This is a genomic window from Acinetobacter sp. F16 (genome assembly GCF_052712855.1).
Map to the genome: position 1 here is coordinate 13,320 of NZ_JBRATK010000010.1, position 20,386 is coordinate 33,705.

Consider the following 20,386-nt stretch of genomic DNA (forward strand, 5'->3'; position numbering starts at 1 on the left):
TTAAAGGGAGGTTAGGAGGGATTCTTACTCAGAAATAATTTTAGCAGATTCAATCACAACGTTCTCAAGAGGAACGTCAGCGTGGTAACCACGGTTGCCTGTACGAACGCCTTTAATTGCGTCAACAACGTCCATGCCTTCAACGACTTTACCAAATACTGCATAACCCCAACCTTGTGCTGTTTTACCAGTATGGTTAAGGAAAGAGTTGTTTTTTACGTTAATGAAGAACTGAGCAGAAGCAGAGTGAGGTGCTTGTGTACGCGCCATCGCGATCGTACCTTCGTCATTGCTTAAACCGTTGTCAGCTTCATTTTCAATAGAATCGCGAGTTGCTTTTTCTTTGAAGTTTTCATCCATGCCGCCGCCCTGGATCATGAAGTTTTCAATTACACGGTGAAAAATCACGCCATCATAAAAACCGTCACGTACATATTCTAAAAAGTTAGCAACAGTCTTAGGTGCTTTTTCAGAGTTTAATTCAAGAACAATACGTCCTTTATTGGTGTTTAATTCGACTTGAGGAAAACTCATTCTATAATCTCCTAATCATGGACAAAAAAAGCCATGGGTTTTTGGTTGAGAGAAGCATAAGCAAACTGTAAACTACAAGGCAAGCAAAAACGTTATTTTCTTTGTTAAAAACTGAGAAAAGCGTTTTAATTATCCTATTTTATCTTATAGAAGTGATTTATCAACTATGAAGCCGAATGATGTTGTTTCATCCCTGCCAAATAACCCGACAACTCAAAATCAATCTGTCGATGCTGCGCAGCAAGAACAACAGCCTGGCTTAGACTTTGTACGCCAAGTGATTACTGACGATCTAGCAGCAGGCCGTACACAACAAGTGGTGACACGTTTCCCGCCAGAACCCAATGGTTATTTACATATTGGTCACGTAAAAGCCATTTGTCTGAATTTTGGAATTGCCCAAGAATTTGATGGCGTATGTAACCTGCGTTTTGACGATACCAATCCAGATGCAGAAGAACAAGAATATGTAGATGGTATTGCCAACGACGTAAAATGGTTAGGTTTTAACTGGAATGGCGAACCTCGCTATGCATCAAGCTATTTTGATCAATTGCATGCTTGGGCAATTCAATTGATTCAACAAGGCGATGCTTATGTCGATTTGCAAACGCCGGAAGAAATTAAGTTAAACCGTGGTAATTTCAAAGAGCCGGGTAAAAACTCTCCTTACCGTGAAGCATCTATTGAAGACAACCTGGCGAACTTTGAAAAGATGAATAATGGCGGTTTGGGTGAAGGACAAGCTGTGCTTCGTGCCAAAATTGATATGGCGTCTCCAAACGTGCATATGCGTGATCCTATTTTGTACCGTGTACTCCATTCTGAACATCACCAAACCGGTGATAAATGGAAAATGTACCCAATGTACGATTATGCGCATCCATTGTCAGATGCGATTGAAGGTATTACACACTCATTGTGTACTTTGGAATTCCAGGATCACCGTCCGTTCTACGACTGGGTGGTTGAGAAAGTTAAATCACCATCTGTTCCGCATCAGTACGAATCAAGCCGTTTAAACGTGGATTACACCATTACCTCGAAACGTAAATTGCGTAAGTTGGTTGAAGGTAATCATGTCAATGGTTGGGATGACCCGCGTATGCCAACCGTAGTCGGTATGCGCCGTCGTGGTTTTACACCTGAAGGTTTGCGCGATTTCTGTAAGCGTGTGGGTGTCTCTAAAGTTGATGGCAGTATTGTTGATGTTGCAATGCTTGAATACTGTATCCGTCAGTCTCTGGAAAATACCGCTGCGCGTGGTATGGCAGTGTTAAATCCACTGAAAGTGACCTTGACCAATTTGCCTGAAGATATGGATTTACCCCATGCACGTCATCCGAACGTAGATATGGGTGATCGTATTATTCCTTTATCTAAAGAAATTTATATCGATCGTAAAGACTTTGAAGAAGTGCCGCCTAAAGGCTTTAAACGTTTAATTCCCCAAGGTGAAGTACGTTTACGTCATGCCTATGTGATTAAATGCGACGAAGTGATTAAAGATGCCAATGGTGAAGTGGTTGAACTGAAATGTTCAATTGACCCTGAAACTTTAGGTAAAAATCCTGAAGGCCGTAAGGTGAAAGGTGTGGTGCATTGGGTATCTGCAACCAAAGGTGTACCGGCTGAAGTCCGTGTTTATGATCGTCTGTTTAATGAAGCGGCTCCTGATGCAGATGACGATTTCTTGGCACACTTAAACCCAGAATCTTTAACTGTGCTTCAAGCGATGATTGAACCTGCTTTGGCAGAAGCTCAACCTGAAGATCGTTTCCAGTTTGAACGTGAAGGTTACTTCGTGGCAGATCAGTATGATCACAGCAGCGATAAACCGGTGTTTAACCGTATTTTGGACTTAAAAGACAGCTTTAAGCCTAAGCAAGGATAAGCAAAACCACTTCGTCTTGCGCCATATATGGCTCATTTGCCTGAACGCAAGAGATGAAGCTGTACTTCGTCTGTGATACAGGTAAAAGGTAATCACAATAAATGTTCTAAAAAGCTCAACTTCGGTTGAGCTTTTTTATTGGATTAAGCCAGTTTTGAGCAAGTCATCTTTATTGTGTGATTTTATTTATATTTATGGATTTACATCTATTAGCATAAAAATAATATTCAACAAGAAAGCAATTATGCTATCACTATAAGAAAAAGCTGAAGGTAATAAAAATGAGCGTCGTTATAGAAACCCAGATGTTAATTCGAAAACCGGTTGCAGAAGTATTTAATGCCTTTATTGATCCTGAAATCACCAGCAAGTTTTGGTTTACTTCATCGACCGGACAGTTAATTGAAAACAAAAGCGTAGACTGGTATTGGGAAAAATATGATGTCACTACATCAGTTCTAGTGGAACAGATGATTAACAATGAATTGATACAGATCATCTGGGGAGAACCCAAGACGACGGTAGATTTTATTTTTGAGAAAATAACCGAACAAGAAACCTACCTTCGCATCCGAAATTACGATATTCCCTTGGAAGGATCGGCCTTAATTGCTTTTATTATTGATCATACCGCAGGTTTCACCACAGTTTTGGATGGTTGTAAGGCTTATTTGGAGTATGGCGCGCTATTAAATTTAGTCGATGATAAATTTCCGCCTTTTGTTTAGATCGTTTTTCTAAAAACGTTGTAGGCTCTATTCATCCAATAAAATAACCAACATCAAAAATTGAAGTGTGCCTATTTCATTTGGAAATAAAATTTTGCTTAACAGCGGGTGAGCAAGCGGTTGCGCAGAAACTTTTTTATACCCTATTTAAATGGGGCTTTTATCTTTAAATTGTGAAACGGCAGAACTCAGAATTAAGGATTTTTCTGTTCAGGTTCTTTTAATAATAAAGAGGGTGGCAGACGTTTTTTTGCTTTATCCCGTAATTTTTTCTTGATATACAACACCAAAGCAAAACAGGTGGTGGTGATTGTCAGCAACATGCTGTTCATATAACTCATGATTGAGCTGACATAGCCAATCGTGGTCAGGCGGTTCATCATGCGAATAACTTGTGGGCTGCTTTCAACACCGGTAATGGCCCAAGTACATAAATGTTCACAGTTATTAATAATCAGATGGTAGTTGTTTTCATTCATTCGGGAACGCATCCGCCGTATGACTTTACGCCCAGTAAACTTGGGGTTACTGTATTTTTGAACAATAATAGTTTTGCCGAAACTGAACTTTTCTATTGATGTGATCTCAATCGGGCGTTTTTTGAATAGATGAGCAAAACCCGAATAATGAATGACCCGGCCACGCCCTGCATAAATGCCATGATGGGAATAGCCTAAGTGTTTAACAATAAGATGTGTTCCTAAAGGAAATCGGATTTTCTGCTGTTGCATCCCAAGTTTAATCAATAAAATTACAAGTGTATTTTGTTGACGTAGTTTACTGCTTCTTTGCGAAAGAATCGACTATTTCACTGGGCTTAATGGCTATTTTATAAAGACTACAGCATGGAATAAAATTTTCAGCTTAGGCCTAAGTCGTTTGAGGAAGATAAAAATGAAGAATCAATTTTTATTAAAATCTGCAGTAATTTTTGCTTTAAATCTGGTTTCAATCAGCTATGCAGAAGTTTACTCGGAGCATTGGAAAAGAGGTGCTTTTGATATCGATGTGGTCAAGATAGAACGGCCTCAAAACTTACGTTTATTTTTAAATAATACCAAAACCAATCAACCGCTGCATAAATTTGATGCCATTCAGAAGCAGTTAAAGTCTTGTGAAAAGTTGCTATTTGCGATGAATGCCGGGATGTATCATTCAGATTATTCTGCAGTCGGTTTATATATAGAGGCATCCCGACAAAAGCAGAAATTAAACACCATCAAACAGGGTTTTGGTAATTTTCATATTCAGCCGAATGGTGTGCTGGCCTGGAATCAACATAAAAGCCTGATTAGCACCACAGATGACTACGCTATGATAAAGTTTAATCCGGATTATGCGACGCAATCTGGGCCAATGCTGGTGATTAATGGAAAAATTAATTCAAACTTTTTGGAACATTCAGACTCATTTAAAATTCGTAATGGCGTGGGGATTAAAGATCAAACCCTCTATTTTGTGATGAGCAATACTGCGCTAAGTTTTTATCAATTTGCACAATTTTTCCAACAGGAATTGAAAGTATCGAATGCGCTGTATCTGGATGGCTCAATTTCAAGCGCCTATATTCCGCAATTAAAACGTGCAGATTCATTTTTTAAGCTTGGTCCAATGGTTGCGTATGTTGATGAGCAAAACTGTCAAAAAGACTAAAATTTCAAGTCTTAAAATGATGTATCCAGCTACATTATTATTTTAAATGTTTTCAGCATGATTTATTTATTTGGATATTTATCTGAAATAATTTTAAGTATGACTTTTAATGGGTAAATTTTTACTTAGAGTGAGGAGTGGAAGAATTTTGTACTTTTAACTGAATAAAATCATTCATAAGTTAAAAATGATATCCAATTTTCAAACCATAGCCTATCGCGTGATTATCATCGAATTCTCCCACTTTTGAAGCTTCTGAAACACCTGGAAGTGGCAGATTATAAGTTCCATCCTGCGCCGTGACATCTCCCAACCAAAAGTATTTAGCTCCCCCTGAAATAAAATAATCGGGTTCGGGACTGTACTGGATTGCTAACCCCATTCCCCAATAGCCTTTGGTTGGATTAAAGATGGATGCCGGATCACCTGTACCGGAATCCCAGCTGAGATCAAAAGCACTAGACCATTGTTGAGTCCATTTTTTTGCCACACCGACAGATGCACTCCACTGATCTTTTTGATAATCATCCAGGTTGAATCCACCCGTATACGTTCCGCCACTCATTGTCGTTGTTGTCCGTTCTGATAAGGCACCGAATTGGGTGGGACGAATCACAAAATCTTTCCAGTTGACCCAGCGGATATTGGAGTAAAGCAAAGTACTGACCGTAAGACTGGTTTGAAAATCTAGGTTAACCGACTGTGGTGTGGAAATGTTAGTTTCAGTTTCATCAAGCAGAAGCAGCGGTGCACCCAATATATTTTCAGAGACATTAATGTTGTGCTCAATTTTGGAGTGATAGGTCAACGCGGCCTTTAGTGCAATATCAGGCAACTGGTAAGCGAAACCCGCCAGCCAGCCAATGGCAGCATCTTCCTTGAAAGTAGCGTTATAGCCATTCAAGTCTGCATAAACCAATCCGCGAAGTGAAACATCACCTTTAATGTTTTGAAAGGCAGGTCCGGCATAAAGATTAAAGTTTTTGAAGGGCTGATAGCCTAAAACCAGACTGAGATTCTGGGTATCCACATTAATCTGTGTACCTTGTTTGCTGAGCGCCGGATCAGAAAAGCTGCCATTGTCTTTGAGCGGATATTGCAGGTCTGAGCCAAATGGTTGATCGTAAAGGATACCGAAAGAGAGTTCTGGTTTTAATTGAAGTTTAAGAGCTGCACTGTAGTATTGGAAATTCTGGCGAATATTGTCAGTTGAATAGTCATCACTTTCTGAACTGACCAGGTCTGGTCGTGTGCCTAAAGTGTGTCCTGACACTTCGGGATCAGCCGCGCTAATCGAGGCTTCGAAATAATGCCCGGCTTCCAAGAAAGGCAACACGGATTGTCCTGATTGATCCATCGCTGCGGCCATGCCATGACTTGAAATCAGGCTGCATAATATGGCCAGTTTAGGATAATACCGCTGCATATATTTTCCTTTTTATTCGACTCATTTTTTATTCTGAAGTCATGCTTTTTTTATTTATTAAAATATGACAAAGATCAGTAAAGCACTTTTGAATAGAGGGGAACAGAGATTTCCGGATGAATTGAGAAAAGTGTGTTTCGAAGTATTAAAAACTAAACATCAACATTTTGGACAGGCAAATAAAAAAGGCATTTAGTGAACTAAATGCCTTTTGGTCGGACTCTACTATTGGAGGGGTAGGTGCTGTAATTCGTTTAACTCTTTACGGCTATAACCTCGTGAAGCTAGAACCTTTTTAATTCCAATGATCACATCTTCATCTGTTGCTTTTGCTAAAGCCTGAATCAGTTGTTCATTCGATTTACAAGAGTAATCATTTTCGACACAAGAGATTTGATTCTTGTGTTCGTTTTGCTGATGATTAGCAGAAAACAGCTTTTGCCAAAAACTCATAGAGCCTTCATACACAACTTAACATAGTTCGAAATATATCCAATCCACTAAATATTACAAGCCTGTATCAGTGATAAAAGCAGCGTTTGAACTTTAAATTTTCCGATGACAGTTGGTAAGTTTAACGATATTATGAGATTTACTATTCATAATTTTTTATATCTTATTGATTTTAAAACAAATAAAAATGAAGCTCAACTGAGCTTCATTTAAATAACAACAGATACAAACTTAACAATGAAATAAATTGTTTAAATCTTTTCCAGTAACACACCTGATTCTACATGGTGGGTATAGGGGAACTGGTCAAACATCGCAAATTTGGTCACTTTATGCGTGGTTGATAAGGTCTTTAAGTTGTCCTGTAAAGTGTCTGGATTACATGAAATATAAATGATTCGTTCAAAGCGTTGAATCAGTTTTAAAGTTTCATCATCAATACCCGCGCGCGGTGGATCAACAAATACAGTATCAAAATCATAGCTGGAGATATCAATCTCGGCTTCCTGTAGACGGCGGAATTCACGTTCGCCATTGTAGGCTTGGGTGAAATCTTCAGCCGAAAGGCGAGCTACCTGAATATTGTCAATCCGGTTCTGTTCAATATTCCACTGCGCAGCATAAACAGATGACTTGGCCAGTTCAGTAGCCAGTACGCGATTAAACTTGGTTGAAAGCGGCAGGGTGAAGTTACCATTACCACAGTACAATTCCAGTAAGTCTTTATCGGACTGTTCAGCAGCATGACATGCCCATTCCAGCATCTTCTGGCAGACTTGCGCATTGGGCTGGGTAAAGCTGCTTTCGATTTGTTTGTATTGATAAGTACGATCGAATACTTGCAGTTCTTCAACCACAAATTCATCGCTTAAGACCACTTTTTGACCGCGGCTACGACCAATCAGTTTGATATTCAGTTTTTCAGCCAATTGTTTAGCTAATGTTTCCCATTCGGCATCCAGCGGACAACGGTAAATCATTGATACCAGCATTTCGCCTTTTAAAGTCGCCAGAAAGTGGACTTCAAACAGGCGTTTAGATAATACCGGATTACTTTTGAGTTCTTGTAGCAAAATCGGCATCAGTTGATTAATGCTGGCATCTGCAATTGGAAATTCGTCAATGCGAATGACCTGTTTTTGGTTATCTTCGCTGCGTTCAAACATGGCATAGAACATATCATCGTCAGTATGCCAAATCCGGAATTCTGCGCGCATACGGAAGTTTTGTTCAGGCGACTGAAATACGTCTAAAGAAGGGGGATTAAACTCGGCAAATTGAGCAGAAATACGTGCAATCTTGGCATCAAGTTGTAACTGATAAGCTGAAGTCATATGCAGTAAAAATCACAAACACATTGAAAACAGGGATGGTAACAAAGTTTGAATCAGATAACTAAACTTATTGCCCATTTAGCAGCAGAAATATCGTTTCAAGCGAGATTTTGGCTCGATCTTTAGATCACTTATTTATGGCTATTTTTAGATTGCATCATAAATAAATACGATGAGTGGAATTGGGGTGACTAGATCTAGATATAAAAAAGAAACCAAGCCAACCTGACCAGGGAGTGTTTGACTTGGTAAAGAGGAAAAACATCCAGTTATAGGATTAAGCGCTGTAGTGCTCTAGTTAAATTTTTTAGCTTAATGTCATCAGGCTGGCATTCCCTCCTGCAGCTGCGGTGTTAATACTAATCGCGCGTTCAATCACTAGGCGCTCTAAAGGAATCTCGTGGTCAAGCGGTTTTAAATGCGTGATGCCAATAATCGCACCTTGGCGCGAGGCAATGAGAGTTTGCAACTTTTGCAGTTGAGCTTTGCTTCCATGATGGAGAACAGCATCAAAATTATCTGTTTCAATCTTTTGGATAATCGCAAAACTGTCTGCAATTTCTTTCGGCATCTTAGGCAGATATTTGAGTACAAAAGTATTTTCAGCAAGTACGGTAGGTTGACTACCGACCGCAAAAATTGCAGCCAATTGCTGAATCTGATCCTGCTCTTGATCGGCTAAAGACAGCACACGTTTTCTTGGCAACACGACATATTGATTACTTTCACCGGTCGGGCCTTGCAATTCATACTGATGACCAGAGCAAAAAGCAGGGCACGGTTTTAATTGATAGTGAGGAAAGTGCCTTTCTGTCCAGCGATAAAACAATGCATATAACGGGTGATGTTCTGGCTGTGTTGCATTCGACTGAGTTGCAAAAGGCTGAGCCAGTTTTTTGGCAGAGCAGTGTTGCATCAAACGGTACAGATAAATTGGGCCGCCTGCTTTGGGGCCGGTACCTGAAAGGCCTTCACCGCCAAAAGGCTGTACCCCGACCACAGCACCCACAATATTGCGGTTAATATATAAGTTGCCGACTTCTGCATGTGCAATCACGGTCTGAATGGTTTCATCAATACGGGTATGCAGTCCCATAGTGAGGCCATAACTTTTGGTGTTGATCTGTTCAAGTAACTGTTCCAATTGACCGTATTTATAACGAATCACATGCAAGACCGGACCGAAAACTTCACGCTGCAAATCATTTAAATTCGGCAATTCAATCAGGGTCGGCGGAATGAAAGTCCCTTGGTTTAAGGATGGATCTTGTGCCGCATTCAACATCAGCTGATGAACGTGATGACCTTTACTGCGCATTTGATCAATATGTTTTTGAATATTGCTTTGTGCCTCAAGATCAATCACCGGACCAATATCAGTTTTTAACAGGAACGGATTACCCACCCGCAGTTGTTGCATCGCGCCTTTGAGCATATTGATGACACTATCGGCATTGTCTTCTTGGACGCAGAGTACACGTAAAGCTGAACAGCGCTGACCGGCACTGTCATAAGCCGAGCTCACCACATCCAGAATGACCTGTTCGGTTAATGCAGATGAATCCACAATCATGGCATTTTGACCACCGGTTTCCGCAATCAGTGGAATAGGCTGGCCAGATTTACCCAGTCGTTGTGCCAGAGTCTTTTGCAGAATTTTGGCCACATCGGTTGAACCGGTAAACATGATGCCTTGAATACGGGCATCAGCACTTAATTGCGCGCCGACAGTTTCACCTTGTCCTGGAAGAAGTTGCACAACCTCTTGAGGAATACCGGCTTGCCATAAGATTTGAATCGCTTCGGCGGCAATGAGTGGGGTTTGCTCAGCAGGTTTGGCAATGACAGTATTTCCAGCAACCAGGGCAGCTGAAATTTGTCCAGTGAAAATAGCCAAAGGGAAATTCCAGGGGCTAATACATAACACGGTGCCCAGTGGCTGAATCACTGTATTTTGATCCAGATCGATCATTTGAGCAGCGTAATAACGCAGGAAGTCGATTGCTTCACGGACTTCTGCGATGGCATTGGCATAGGTTTTACCGCTTTCACGGCACAGTAAAATCATCAGTTCTTGCAAGCGTGATTGCATGATATCCGCAGCGCGTTGCAAACAAGCGGCACGTATATTTTTTGGTGTATTGCTCCATTCAGCTTGGGCATTGACGGCATTCTCTAATGCCAGATTCACTTGCTCTACGCTTGCTTCCTGTACATGACCGATAAGATCGGAATGATGGGCAGGATTTAAAATTGCAATAGGCTGCGAATGAACATCAACACCCGAAGTTGCATAACTGAGGTTTTTACCCAAAGCCTGGGCTTGCCATTGCTGCTGACTGAAATCTTGTGCAGTTTGATTGAGCTGCATTAACTCATGATCATTGGCTAGGTCTAAACCGGCAGAGTTTGGACGAATATCGCCGTATAAGTCGGGTGCTAAAGGAATGGCTGGATGCTTCTGACCTATTTGTGATTCTTTGGCGGCATTTTTTAAAATTTCTGAATGTGGATTTTCAATCAGGTCATCAATCTTTAAGGTTTTATCTGCAATACGGTTCACAAAAGAGGTATTGGCACCGTTTTCCAATAAGCGTCGCACCAGATAAGCCAGCAAGGTTTCATGATTTCCGACTGGCGCATAAATACGGCACGGTACACCCAATTTATTGTCTATTTTATGGCCCACCACCTGTTCATATAGCGGTTCGCCCATGCCATGCAGACACTGGAACTCATATTGACCGACGTAGTATTGCTCTGGATTAGCCAGATGGTAAATGGTGGAAAGTGTTTGGGCATTATGCGTCGCGAATTGCGGATAAATCTGCTCTGGGGCAGCCAGCAGTTTTTTGGCACAGGCAATATAAGAAAGATCCGTATGTACTTTACGGGTAAATACCGGATAATCCGTCATGCCATCAATCTGGGCTTTCTTGATTTCGCTATCCCAGTACGCACCTTTGACCAGACGAATCATCAAACGTTTTTGACTGCGTTTTGCCAGATCTACCACATAATCGACCACGTTGAAGCAACGCTTTTGATAAGCCTGAATTACAAAGCCAATGCCTTTCCAGTCGGCAAGGCTAGGCTCAAAACACAGACGCTCCAACAATTCTAAAGATATTTCCAGACGTTCAGATTCTTCGGCATCAATATTTAAACCAATATTGTAGCGTTTTGACAGTTCCGCTAATTGCAGCACTTTTGGATATAACTCCTCATGCACACGATCAATCTGCGCACGCTGATAGCGCGGATGCAGGGCAGAAAGCTTGATTGAAATCCCCGGGCCTTCATAGACATCTTTGTCTTTGGATGCCTGACCAATGGCATGGATGGCATCGCTATAATCCTGATAATAACGTTCAGCATCATGTTCGGTGAGTGCCGCTTCACCCAGCATATCGTAAGAGTAACGGAAACCTTTATCTTCCAAAGGTTCTGCATGTTCGAGCGCTTCTTGAATGGTTTCGCCCGTGACAAACTGTTCGCCCATCATTCGCATTGCCACATCTACCGCTTTACGAATAATACCGCGACCACTACGTGCCAAAAGCCCGGTCAGTACGCTGGATAAACTTTTTTGTTTTGGCGTTTCCATCAATTTGCCGGTCAGCATGAGGCCCCAAGCCGCGGCATTGACAAACATCAGGCTGCTTTGCCCGACATGTTCTTTCCAGTTACCCTGATTGATTTTGTCACGAATCAGCAGGTCACGTGTCGCGCTGTCTGGAATACGAAGCAGGGCTTCTGCCAGACACATCAGAGCAATGCCTTCTTGAGAAGACAATGAAAATTCTTGCAATAAACCTTGCACAATTCCAGCTTTACCGTTCGAGCTTTTACGTTCACGCAGGCTATGCGCAAGATTGAAAGCCAGATCATAAATGCGCTGATTCAGCTGTTCAGAAATTTGGCTATGTTCAAGTAAATGTTCAACACAATCGGGTTCAGCACGACGCCAGGCAGTGTTTATTTCAACTTCATAATCATTCTTTTCTTTGAATTCAGTAATATATTCAAAGTGAGGTTTTGCCGTATTGAGGCGAGTGTCTGTATCCATCATATTCATGCCAACATCCTGTGACTGCCAATATTTTTGTTGAGTGAAATACCTGATATAATTTATGATTACAGAAAGAACGCCGAATAACTCACTATAGTTTTTATTCATTTTAGAGAATAATTCAGATGACCAGCCCGATTTTTACGTTGGACCGAACAGATATCAAAATTTTAGATATTCTGCAAAATGATGGACGAATTTCAAATATAAAATTGGCGGAAGCTGTGAATTTATCCGCGACTGCAGCGTTGGCCCGGGTACAGAAATTAGTCAAAGATGGTTTTATTTTAGGCTATGAAGCCAAGCTGAATCCTGACATGTTAAATGCCAGTTTTGTGGTATTTGTGGAAATTTTACTGGATAAAACCACACCGAATGTCTTGGATGAATTTTCAGATGCGGTGATGCAATATCCTGAAATTGTGGAATGTCATATGATTAGTGGCGGTTTTGATTTTGTGGTGAAAATCCGCTGCGCCAGCATGGAAGAATTCCGCAAGATTTCAGGGCAGGTGCTGTGGCAACTTCCGGGCGTCAAAGAAACCCGAAGCTATCCGGTGATGGAAGTGATTAAAGAAAGCTCCAAGATTTATCTGAAAACCAAAGTGCAAAAATGACATCAATAAAAGGGGCATCAGCCCCTTATATCTCAGTCAAATTTTGGTATAACTTATTCGAAATTTATCATAAATTTTCAGGTTGAGCTGGTATTCCATTTTTTAATTCAGCCATTTCTTTTTTATACAATTCATCTGCCTGTTCAAAACGTTGCATCACTTCTTGAGACGGTGCTTTTTCGAGCAAGCTCACTACGACAATGCTGAAGAATGACAGAATGAAACCGGGAATAATTTCATATAGTCCGGTACTCGCCATAGTGTTCTTCCATAAAATGACCGTCACAGCACCGACGATAATGCCCATGATTGCGCCGTTTAAGGTCATGCGTTTCCAGAACAAGGACAAGATAATCAGCGGGCCAAAGGCAGCACCAAAACCAGCCCATGCATAGGCCACCAGACCTAAAACTTTACTGCCTGGATTACTTGCAAGCGCAATAGCGAGAATGGCAATCGCCACCACCATAAAGCGGCCAACCCAGACCAATTCCTTTTGCGAGGCATTTTTGCGCAGGAAAGATTTATATAAATCTTCAGTCAAGGTGCTTGAACAGACCAAAAGCTGACAGCTGAGGGTACTCATCACAGCCGCTAAAATAGCTGCCAAAATAATTCCTGCAATCCATGGATTAAACAGGATTTTGGTCAGTTCCATAAAAATGGTTTCAGGGTTCTGGGATACTACTGTTGCCAGTTCCGGGTGATGCTGGAAGTAGGCAATGCCAATGAAGCCCGCACCAACTGCGCCACCTAAACATAGAATCATCCAGCTCATGCCAATACGACGTGCAGCAGGAATAGTTTTCACCGAATCTGCAGCCATAAAGCGCACCAGAATATGCGGCTGACCAAAATAGCCTAAGCCCCATGCAAGGGAGGATAAAATCGCGACCATGCTTAAACCTGAAAGCATATTGCTGGCATGGGGACGAGCAGTTTCAATCAGGGTTGCCAGATGTTGACTATGATCACCAAGTGCGAGGTAAGCCATAATAGGCGTAAGAATCAAGGCAAAAATCATCAATCCCGCCTGGAAAGTATCGGTCCAGCTAATCGCCAGAAAGCCGCCAATACACACATAACTGATGGTTGCAATTGCGCTGATCCAGAGGGCAGTGGTGTAAGACATACCAAAAATACTTTCAAATAATCGGGCGCCAGCAACCATGCCAGAGGCACAATAAATCGAGAAAAACACCAGAATCACTAAAGCTGAAATAATCCGTAGCACACGTTTTCGGTCACCAAAGCGACTGGTAAAATAATCAGGCAGTGTTAATGCATTATTTTGGACTTCGGTATGTACACGCAGTCGTCCTGCGACCAATAGCCAATTCAGCCAAGCACCCACAATCAGTCCAATGGCAATCCACGCTTCTGATAAGCCTGACAGATAAATTGCGCCGGGCAGACCCATCAACAACCAGCCACTCATATCCGATGCACCTGCCGAAAGTGCGGTGACCACACTGCCTAGACTTCGCCCACCAAGTATATAATCTGAAAAATCGGTCGTCGCCTTATAGGCATATAGTCCAATACCGACCATGGCGAGAATATAAAAAATAAATGTGATTAATGTCGGGTTCAGTTGACTCATGTGCTCATCCTTCTGTCCTTATGGATACATCTGTCCAAGATGAATTTTTATACATATTCAGTAAGGCGCTGATTCAAACATAAAATTCAAATTACGTTCTGTTACATTTCTAAGGGATTTATTAGCAGGTTATGTAGCGCAATGTATTTTTAGATACAATTGATAAAAACTGAATAAAATTAATTAATTATAACTATGGTGCTTAATGTCATTTATAAAGCCAGTGCAAAGATTTAATGTGAATTAAAAATCTGTCTCAATATTTTTAAGTTTTATTCTTTGAATAGAGAAATTGAAAGCAGAAGAGGCAGAAAAAGGAATTTACAAGTACTTACAATAGCTACAAAGCTGGGGTAATTGGTTATAGAGCATTGCCAAATAAATATCTTTTTACAATATTTAAAATACAGCATAGGTTTAATATTTTTTCCATTGCACAATTCTAGTGCATAAATGTGAGTATATTTAAAGTGTCTATGGTTCAACTCGATAATACAAGAATAGAACGTGATTTGCTGGGAGCAAAGGAAGTGCCGGCAACATGTTATTACGGCATTCATACTGTACGGGCTTTAGAGAATTTTCAAATCTCTAATCAGAAAGTCGGAAATCATCATCATTTTATTCGTGCCTTGGCTCAAGTCAAAAAAGCTTCAGCACAGACCAATTTAAAATTTAGCAAAATTTCTGAACAAGTCAGTCAGGCGATTCAACTGGCTTGTAACAAGTTAATCGAATCTCCAGAAAAATGGAGTGAGGCTTTTCCTTTAGATGTTTATCAAGGCGGAGCAGGTACGTCTATTAATATGAATACCAACGAGGTATTGGCCAATATTGCCTTAGAGCATTTGGGTTTTCATAAGGGGCAATATGATCATATTCACCCGAATGATCATGTCAACAAATCCCAGTCGACCAATGACGTGTATCCAACTGCATTACGCCTGGCAACCTATTATAGTCTGGACGATTTACTGCTTCAGATTCAAAAATTGATTGATACTCTGCATATCAAGGTTGCAGAGTTTCAGTTTGTATTAAAAATGGGACGTACCCAATTACAAGATGCTGTTCCGATGACCTTGGGACAAGAGTTTCGTGCTTTTGCAACCTTATTAAAAGAAGATATTCGGCTGATTCAGCGCACACGTGAACTTTTACTGGAAGTGAATCTAGGTGCCACCGCGATTGGTACGGGAATAAACACTCCGCAAGGCTATGCGCACGAAGCCATTCAGTCTTTAAGCAAAATTACCGGACTGAATTTAATCGGTGCGGAAGATTATGTGGAAGCCACCAGTGATTGTGGCGTATTTATTATTTTATCCAGTACGCTGAAACGACTTGCGGTTAAACTTTCAAAAATCTGTAATGACTTGCGCTTGTTGAGTTCAGGTCCGCGTACCGGTCTGGCCGAAATTCGCTTACCGGAATTACAAGCCGGCTCATCGATTATGCCTGCCAAAATTAACCCGGTGATTCCTGAAGTGGTGAATCAAATTGCTTATAGGGTGATCGGGAATGATTTAACCGTGACCATGGCTGCAGAAGCGGGACAATTACAGTTAAATGTAATGGAACCGGTCATCGCGATTTCAATTAATGAATCGATTGAATTGTTAACCCAGGCCATTTGGAGTTTGGATCATAAATGCATTCAGGGCATTCAGGCCAATGAGCAGGTGTGTTATGACGCTGTGATGCGCAGTGTCGGCATTGTAACTTTGCTCGATCCAATTCTGGGTCATGCCAAATGTGATGAAATTGGCAAGCAATGTATTGCGGAAAACAAAACCATTCAACAGATTGTCTTGGAGCAGGAATTACTGACCCAAGAACAGCTAGATGAAATATTTGCCTTTAGCAATCTGGTTTCAGAAGTGACCGCACAACATCAGCTATTGGCACAAGTGAGTTAATTCGCGCTGTGCAAAAAATTAATCATTGTCGTACCGAAAAGGCAGCAGTTTAAGCTGCTGCCTTTTTATGAAAAATAATGCTGAAGATAAAGCCGCTCAGAGTTAAAATAGTCAGGATTTTTAATAAATGTAATGCTTATGTTGAATAAACTTACTGGACTATTTACCAGTTCAAGACTGTTTAAAAGTTCCAAGCCATCTACTGAACAACTTTTTCTAGAAGAAAATAATATCCAATTCACTAAAGAACAGGGTTATATCGTCGATGGTATTGTGCTGAATGAATGGTCAGAGCGTTTGTCGTATTTCTCGAATCGAAAATTAACCCAGTTTGATGATTTAAAAGAATTGTATTTTACTGCCATGATTATCAATGAAAAAATTGATCTGGAAATTGCCAGTCAACGCTTTGTAGCGCGTTTAGGCAACACTGAAGAAAATTTGTTGCAGTTGAAGCAAATTATTAAAAAGCTGAATGACTATTATCGTAACTTCTTACGCGAAAAATAATGGGGAAACAGGCCTTGAAGATTCAGCATCTAAAAGGATTTAGATGGAAAAATAGGTCGCATAGAAAAATAACTCAACCAAGAAAAAACCCATGCTAATATACTGCTCATGTCATTTAGACCAAAAGCTATATACATGTTCCAACAACAAATTTCCCAATTAAATCTGCAGCAATTAAAAGCAGGCGAAAAACGCTGGGTCGGTAATTTACAAGGCTCATCTGCATCTTTATTGTTCAAAGAAATAGCGACGCAAAATAAGCAGTTATTCATTGTGATTGCCAGAAACAATCAGCATTTGGGACAGTTGGAAAGTGAACTGGAATTTTACGGGATAAAACCGACCGTTTTCCCGGATTGGGAAATTCTACCGTATGACCGGTTATCGCCTCATCAAGATATCGTATCAGAACGTCTTTCAATTTTATCGAATATGCCGAAGCAGGGCGTGTTGCTTTTATCTGCCTCAACGCTCGTACAGCGTGTCGCACCGACGTCGTGGGTATTGGGTGAACATTTCGATATTAAAGTTGGCCAAAAATTTGAATTAGAACAACAAAAAATGCGTTTGATCCAGGCGGGCTATCATTTGGTCGATACCGTTTATGATCATGGTGAGTTTGCGGTACGCGGCAGCATCATGGATATCTATGCATCCGGACAAAATTCGCCGATCCGCATTGATTTGTTTGACGACGAAATTGAAAGCTTGAAGTTCTTTGATGCTGAAACCCAAAGAACCACTCAAAATCTGCAACAGTTTTCAGTATTGCCTGCCAAAGAATTTCCCCTTAAAGAGGGGCGTGCGACTTTCCGTGACCGTTATGCAGAAAGTTTTCCGAATGCCAATCCGAAGAAAAATCCAGTTTATCAGGATGTTTTAGAAGGCATTGCTTCTCCAGGCTTGGAGTTTTACTTCCCTTTATTCTTTAGCAAAGAAGCAATGCAAACTCAAAGTACCTTGATGGCGTACTTACCACGGAATGGCATTGTCATTACAGATAAGCATCTTGATGAAGGTTTAATCAGTTTTTGGAAAGATGTGGTTCGACGCTATGAAGACCGTCGCCATAACGTTGATCATCCTATTTTGTCGCCAGAAGAGATATTTCTGCAACCGAATCAGGTCTTGGAACAGCTGAATCACTTTGCCAGAATCATTGTCTCCCCCGAAGAGTTTGTAGAGAAAACCGGTATCCTGAATCTTAATACCGAATTGCCACCCCGTTTACCCGTTGACCCGAAACAGGAAAAGCCTTTTTCAGCGGTTAAAAAGTATATTGATGCCGCAAATCATCCGGTACTGTTGGTTGCTGAAAGTGCCGGTCGGCGTGAAACCTTAAAGGATGCTCTGCGTCCTGCTTTGGGGGATATTCCGAGTGTCGAAAATTTTGCAGAGTTTAGAAAATCCTTACATGCCATAGCCATTACCAGTGCACCTCTTGATCGTGGTTTGGTGATTCCGAATCACCTGACCGTGATTTCTGAAAATCAGCTTTATGAACATCGTGTAGTTCAGCGCCGCCGTAAACGTCAGCAGGAAGTGTCGGAAGAATTTTTAATCCGCAGTTTAACCGAGCTTAGTATTGGCGCCCCGGTAGTGCATATTGATTATGGCGTGGGGCGTTATGCCGGTTTAGTCACTTTAAGTATTGATGATCAGGATCATGAATTTTTACAGCTGGATTATGCCGATGCTGCCAAAGTGTATGTTCCGGTCACCAACTTACATTTGATCAGCCGTTATAGCGGCGGTGATCCTGATTTAGCACCATTACATAAATTAGGTACTGATGCTTGGAACAAGGCCAAGCGTAAAGCCCTGGAACAGATTCACGATGTTGCTGCCGAACTGTTGCATATACAGGCACGTCGTCAGGCAAAACCCGGGTTTAGTTTTGAGCTTGAGCAAAGTTCATATATGCAGTTTGCCAGTGGCTTTGCTTATGAAGAAACACTGGATCAAGCCAACGCGATTGAAGCGACCTTGCATGACATGCAGCTTGCCAAACCGATGGATCGTCTGGTCTGTGGTGATGTTGGCTTTGGCAAGACTGAAGTCGCGATGCGTGCAGCATTTTTGGCAGTGCAAAATAACAAGCAAGTCGCGGTTTTAGTGCCGACAACCTTGCTGGCACAGCAGCATTATGAATCTTTTAAAGACCGTTTTGCCGATTGGCCGATTCGGATTGAAGTGCTTTCGCGCTTTGGTTCCAATAAAACCCATCTGAAAACGACCGAAGACTTGGCGGATGGTAAAGTCGATATTGTCATCGGGACGCATAAAATTCTGCAGGAAAGTATTCAGTTTAAAAACCTGGGTTTGATGATTGTCGATGAAGAACATCGCTTTGGGGTACGCGATAAAGAACGGATTAAAGCCATGCGTGCCGATGTCGATATGTTGACCCTGACGGCAACCCCAATTCCGCGTACCTTGAATATGGCTTTTAGCGGGATGCGTGATTTATCCATTATTGCCACGCCACCAGCGCGTCGTCTGGCCGTCAAAACCTTTGTGCAAGAACACACCAGTGAATCGATTAAAGAAGCCATTCTGCGTGAATTGCTGCGTGGTGGTCAGGTTTACTTTCTGCATAATGAAGTCGATAGCATTGAACGTGCCGCAGCTAGTATTCGCGAGCTGGTTCCTGAAGCACGTGTCGCAGTTGCACATGGACAAATGCGCGAACGTGAACTTGAGCAGGTGATGCAGCAGTTCTATCATAAGGAATATAATGTTCTGGTCTGTTCAACCATCATTGAAACCGGAATTGACGTTCCAAATGCCAATACCATTTTGATTGAACGTGCAGACAAGCTGGGTCTCGCGCAGTTACATCAATTGCGTGGTCGTGTCGGGCGTTCGCATCATCAAGCCTATGCCTACTTGCTTGTACCTTCAATTAAGGGCTTAAAAGGTGATGCAGAAAAACGGCTGGATGCCATCCAGCGTGCATCCAATCTAGGTGCCGGCTTCATGCTTGCCACAGAGGATCTGGAAATTCGTGGTGCAGGTGAACTCTTGGGTGAACAACAAAGTGGTTCAATGCATGCGATCGGTTATAGCCTGTATATGGAAATGCTTGAGAAAGCGACCAAAGCCATTCAAAAAGGCAAAACACCGAATTTCGATGCGCCATTGTCGTTAACCGCTGAAATTAATCTGCATATGCCGGCTTTGATTCCGGATGACTATTTAGGTGATGTACATCAACGCCTGATGTTCTATAAACGGATCAGTAATACCGACACTCAGGAAAAACTAGATAATATCCGTATGGAATTGATAGACCGTTTTGGTGTGCCACCACAACCTGTGAAGCAATTATTTGCAGTGCATCAACTTCGTTTAAAAGCAGAGCAGTTAGGCATTACCAAGGTTGATATCAGCTCACATGGCGGTCATATTGAGTTTTCACCCGATACACCGGTTCAAGCCATGAGCATTATTCAAATGATGCAAAAACATCCGACTTTCTTCCGTATGGATGGGGGACAACGTTTAAAAATCATGGTGATGCTGGAAGATTATCAAAAAAGAATTCAATTTATTTCCGATTTACTGGCGAGTTTGCTAAAAGAAATTCACTGATCAGAAAGCGGGTGCATAAATAATATGCACTCACTGCTTCATCTGTGCA

Annotated in this window: 14 protein-coding genes; 7 read left to right on the forward strand and 7 right to left on the reverse strand. The window is 41.5% G+C overall.

What is annotated here, in order from left to right; translation table 11 throughout:
- Positions 1 to 24: 24 nt before the first annotated feature.
- Entirely contained in the window at positions 25 to 534 is a 510-nt protein-coding gene (locus ACU0NF_RS07615; protein ID WP_445660690.1) for a peptidylprolyl isomerase, read from the reverse strand.
- A gap of 166 nt (positions 535 to 700) precedes the next feature.
- Here ACU0NF_RS07615 and ACU0NF_RS07620 point away from each other — a divergent pair, with 166 nt between their 5' ends.
- Together ACU0NF_RS07620 and ACU0NF_RS07625 are read left to right on the forward strand one after the other, a co-directional pair.
- Positions 701 to 2,428: a glutamine--tRNA ligase/YqeY domain fusion protein gene (locus tag ACU0NF_RS07620; protein WP_445660691.1), complete on the forward strand. Its 1,728-nt coding sequence runs from the start codon at positions 701 to 703 to the stop codon at positions 2,426 to 2,428.
- 281 nt (positions 2,429 to 2,709) lie between these two features.
- Complete coding sequence (locus ACU0NF_RS07625) at positions 2,710 to 3,156, forward strand: SRPBCC domain-containing protein (protein ID WP_131384474.1); 447 nt, start codon at positions 2,710 to 2,712, stop codon at positions 3,154 to 3,156.
- A gap of 194 nt (positions 3,157 to 3,350) precedes the next feature.
- Here the strand turns inward: ACU0NF_RS07625 and ACU0NF_RS07630 are convergent, their stop codons facing one another.
- On the reverse strand, positions 3,351 to 3,887 hold the full coding sequence (locus tag ACU0NF_RS07630) for a lecithin retinol acyltransferase family protein (RefSeq protein ID WP_131384472.1): 537 nt from the start codon (positions 3,885 to 3,887) through the stop codon (positions 3,351 to 3,353).
- A gap of 163 nt (positions 3,888 to 4,050) precedes the next feature.
- Here ACU0NF_RS07630 and ACU0NF_RS07635 point away from each other — a divergent pair, with 163 nt between their 5' ends.
- A complete protein-coding gene (locus ACU0NF_RS07635) occupies positions 4,051 to 4,809 on the forward strand; it encodes a phosphodiester glycosidase family protein (RefSeq protein ID WP_131384470.1) in 759 nt (252 codons plus the stop codon).
- A gap of 181 nt (positions 4,810 to 4,990) precedes the next feature.
- Here ACU0NF_RS07635 and ACU0NF_RS07640 read toward each other — a convergent pair whose 3' ends face one another.
- From ACU0NF_RS07640 to putA, 4 genes are all read right to left on the reverse strand, one after another.
- Complete coding sequence (locus tag ACU0NF_RS07640) at positions 4,991 to 6,235, reverse strand: outer membrane protein transport protein (protein WP_445660692.1); 1,245 nt, start codon at positions 6,233 to 6,235, stop codon at positions 4,991 to 4,993.
- 225 nt (positions 6,236 to 6,460) lie between these two features.
- Positions 6,461 to 6,688 (reverse strand): hypothetical protein, encoded by a 228-nt coding sequence (locus ACU0NF_RS07645; RefSeq protein WP_131266455.1) that lies wholly within the window; start codon positions 6,686 to 6,688, stop codon positions 6,461 to 6,463.
- Positions 6,689 to 6,939: 251 nt separating this feature from the next.
- Positions 6,940 to 8,022 carry a tRNA (uridine(54)-C5)-methyltransferase TrmA gene (gene trmA / locus ACU0NF_RS07650; RefSeq protein WP_445660693.1) on the reverse strand — a complete coding sequence of 361 codons (1,083 nt, stop codon included), beginning with the start codon at positions 8,020 to 8,022 and terminating at the stop codon, positions 6,940 to 6,942.
- Between the two features lie 307 nt (positions 8,023 to 8,329).
- Positions 8,330 to 12,202 (reverse strand): trifunctional transcriptional regulator/proline dehydrogenase/L-glutamate gamma-semialdehyde dehydrogenase, encoded by a 3,873-nt coding sequence (gene putA, locus ACU0NF_RS07655; protein ID WP_445660694.1) that lies wholly within the window; start codon positions 12,200 to 12,202, stop codon positions 8,330 to 8,332.
- A gap of 17 nt (positions 12,203 to 12,219) precedes the next feature.
- Here putA and ACU0NF_RS07660 point away from each other — a divergent pair, with 17 nt between their 5' ends.
- The gene (locus ACU0NF_RS07660) at positions 12,220 to 12,711 is read left to right on the forward strand and encodes an Lrp/AsnC ligand binding domain-containing protein (protein WP_131266452.1); all 492 of its coding nucleotides are present in this window, start codon (positions 12,220 to 12,222) and stop codon (positions 12,709 to 12,711) included.
- A 67-nt stretch (positions 12,712 to 12,778) separates the two neighbouring features.
- Here ACU0NF_RS07660 and putP read toward each other — a convergent pair whose 3' ends face one another.
- On the reverse strand, positions 12,779 to 14,314 hold the full coding sequence (putP, locus tag ACU0NF_RS07665) for a sodium/proline symporter PutP (RefSeq protein WP_445660695.1): 1,536 nt from the start codon (positions 14,312 to 14,314) through the stop codon (positions 12,779 to 12,781).
- Between the two features lie 476 nt (positions 14,315 to 14,790).
- On the opposite strand from putP, the gene aspA reads away from it, so the two are divergent.
- The 3 genes from aspA to mfd all read left to right on the forward strand — a co-directional run bounded on the left by aspA (position 14,791) and on the right by mfd (position 20,337).
- Positions 14,791 to 16,233 carry an aspartate ammonia-lyase gene (gene aspA, locus ACU0NF_RS07670; RefSeq protein ID WP_445660749.1) on the forward strand — a complete coding sequence of 481 codons (1,443 nt, stop codon included), beginning with the start codon at positions 14,791 to 14,793 and terminating at the stop codon, positions 16,231 to 16,233.
- A gap of 138 nt (positions 16,234 to 16,371) precedes the next feature.
- Entirely contained in the window at positions 16,372 to 16,743 is a 372-nt protein-coding gene (locus tag ACU0NF_RS07675) for a hypothetical protein (RefSeq protein ID WP_086197851.1), read from the forward strand.
- A 135-nt stretch (positions 16,744 to 16,878) separates the two neighbouring features.
- Positions 16,879 to 20,337 (forward strand): transcription-repair coupling factor, encoded by a 3,459-nt coding sequence (gene mfd, locus ACU0NF_RS07680; RefSeq protein WP_445660696.1) that lies wholly within the window; start codon positions 16,879 to 16,881, stop codon positions 20,335 to 20,337.
- Positions 20,338 to 20,386 lie beyond the last annotated feature (49 nt).

Bases quoted from the DNA above. Each gene is read 5' to 3' on its own strand.
- ACU0NF_RS07615 (WP_445660690.1), bottom strand. From the start codon at position 534: ATGAGTTTTCCTCAAGTCGAATTAAACACCAATAAAGGACGTATTGTT.
- ACU0NF_RS07620 (WP_445660691.1), top strand. From the start codon at position 701: ATGAAGCCGAATGATGTTGTTTCATCCCTGCCAAATAACCCGACAACT.
- ACU0NF_RS07625 (WP_131384474.1), top strand. From the start codon at position 2,710: ATGAGCGTCGTTATAGAAACCCAGATGTTAATTCGAAAACCGGTTGCA.
- ACU0NF_RS07630 (WP_131384472.1), bottom strand. From the start codon at position 3,887: ATGCAACAGCAGAAAATCCGATTTCCTTTAGGAACACATCTTATTGTT.
- ACU0NF_RS07635 (WP_131384470.1), top strand. From the start codon at position 4,051: ATGAAGAATCAATTTTTATTAAAATCTGCAGTAATTTTTGCTTTAAAT.
- ACU0NF_RS07640 (WP_445660692.1), bottom strand. From the start codon at position 6,235: ATGCAGCGGTATTATCCTAAACTGGCCATATTATGCAGCCTGATTTCA.
- ACU0NF_RS07645 (WP_131266455.1), bottom strand. From the start codon at position 6,688: ATGAGTTTTTGGCAAAAGCTGTTTTCTGCTAATCATCAGCAAAACGAA.
- trmA (WP_445660693.1), bottom strand. From the start codon at position 8,022: ATGACTTCAGCTTATCAGTTACAACTTGATGCCAAGATTGCACGTATT.
- putA (WP_445660694.1), bottom strand. From the start codon at position 12,202: ATGAATAAAAACTATAGTGAGTTATTCGGCGTTCTTTCTGTAATCATA.
- ACU0NF_RS07660 (WP_131266452.1), top strand. From the start codon at position 12,220: ATGACCAGCCCGATTTTTACGTTGGACCGAACAGATATCAAAATTTTA.
- putP (WP_445660695.1), bottom strand. From the start codon at position 14,314: ATGAGTCAACTGAACCCGACATTAATCACATTTATTTTTTATATTCTC.
- aspA (WP_445660749.1), top strand. From the start codon at position 14,791: ATGGTTCAACTCGATAATACAAGAATAGAACGTGATTTGCTGGGAGCA.
- ACU0NF_RS07675 (WP_086197851.1), top strand. From the start codon at position 16,372: ATGTTGAATAAACTTACTGGACTATTTACCAGTTCAAGACTGTTTAAA.
- mfd (WP_445660696.1), top strand. From the start codon at position 16,879: ATGTTCCAACAACAAATTTCCCAATTAAATCTGCAGCAATTAAAAGCA.